The 1,568-nt window shown below is 38.9% G+C and carries 1 protein-coding gene; it reads left to right on the top strand.

Features of this window, described 5'->3' with window-relative positions:
- Nucleotides 1–1,568: amino acid adenylation domain-containing protein (locus EZM65_RS15350; protein ID WP_136669438.1), on the top strand; the 1,568-nt coding region annotated here is incomplete at both ends.

Below are 1,568 nucleotides of genomic sequence, written 5' to 3'. Positions count from 1 at the left end.
GTCTACCCATCAGATGTTACAGTTTTAGATTTATTTGAGAAAAAGGTTCAGGAAAATCCGGATACTATTGCTTTGGTTTATGAGGATTTGGAGATTAGTTATGCTGATTTTAATAAATCAGCAAATCAGTTTTCGGATTACCTGAAAAAAGAATTTGGAGTTGGAGCGAATGATTTGGTGGGAGTCCAGATGGACAGAAGCGAGAAGATGCTCATTACCATTTTTGGGATATTAAAATCAGGCGGAGCGTATGTTCCATTAGATGTGAATTACCCGCAGGACCGCACAGAGTTTATTATCAAAGACGGCGGACTGAAACTATGTGTGAATGACGAATTGTTTGAAGGATTTAAAACGAATCAAACGTCATATAACGAATCCAATGTTTCTTTGGAAAATCATTTAGAGAATTTAGCCTACTGTATTTATACTTCGGGTTCTACAGGCAATCCTAAAGGCGTATTGAACCATCATGCCGGTCTGTATAACCGATTGGTTTGGATGCGTGATTATTTAGGAGTAAACAATAACGAAGTCTTTTTGCAAAAAACACCATACACTTTTGATGTTTCGGTTTGGGAATTGGTATTGCCGTTTATGATAGGCAGTAAGCTTGTTATTCTGCGTCCGGAAGGTCATAAAGATTCCTTTTACATGGAACAGGTAATCGAAAAAGAAAAGGTTAGTGTGGTGCACTTTGTTCCTTCAATGCTTGGTATTTATCTTCAAACAGCCAACCATGACACTTGTCAGAGTTTAAAACATATTGTGTGCAGCGGAGAGGAACTGCCGGTAGAGACAGTAAAATCATGTAAATTAAGTTACCCTCAAACCCGTATTCATAATTTATATGGTCCAACAGAAGCGGCTATTGATGTTACAGCTATTGATTTAACAGAAGTCGATGTAGAAAAAGAAGGGGTGAGTATAGGTAAACCTATTGCTAATACACGTATTTACATAGTAGATGAAAACCTTCAATTACAGCCGTTGGGCGTACAGGGAGAACTTCTTATTTCAGGGGTTCAGGTGGCAAGAGGATATCTTAATCTTCCTGAACTGACACAAAACCGATTTATTCCGGATCCGTTCAGAGAAGGTTACCAAGTATACCGTACGGGTGATATTGCCCAATGGAACTTGGATGGAACCATAAAATATATCGGCCGGATTGACAATCAGGTAAAAATCAGAGGAAACCGTATTGAACTGGGTGAAATAGAGAATACACTTTTAAAATACACGTCTGTTACGCATGCTACAGCAGTAGCTCAGGAGGTAAATGGGCAAAAGGTATTGGTGGCATATTATGTAACAGATTCTGCAGTAGATAAATCAGAGTTAAGAACCTACCTGACGGAGAAATTGGTTGAGTACATGGTTCCTACCTATTATGTTGAGTTGGCAGTAATGCCATTGACAACAAGCGGGAAAATAGACCGTAAAGTATTGCCATTGGTTTCTACCAGCGATGTAATCCAAAAGGATTATGTAGGAGCAGAAAGCGATATAGAAGCGCAATTGGTTGCTGTTTGGGAAGATATTTTGTCAATAAGCCCTATAGGAGT

The organism is Flavobacterium sp. H122, assembly GCF_004959765.1.
GTDB lineage: Bacteria > Bacteroidota > Bacteroidia > Flavobacteriales > Flavobacteriaceae > Flavobacterium.
The sequence above is the reverse complement of the archived record's forward strand: the minus strand, read 5'-3'. Positions and strand labels throughout refer to the sequence as shown.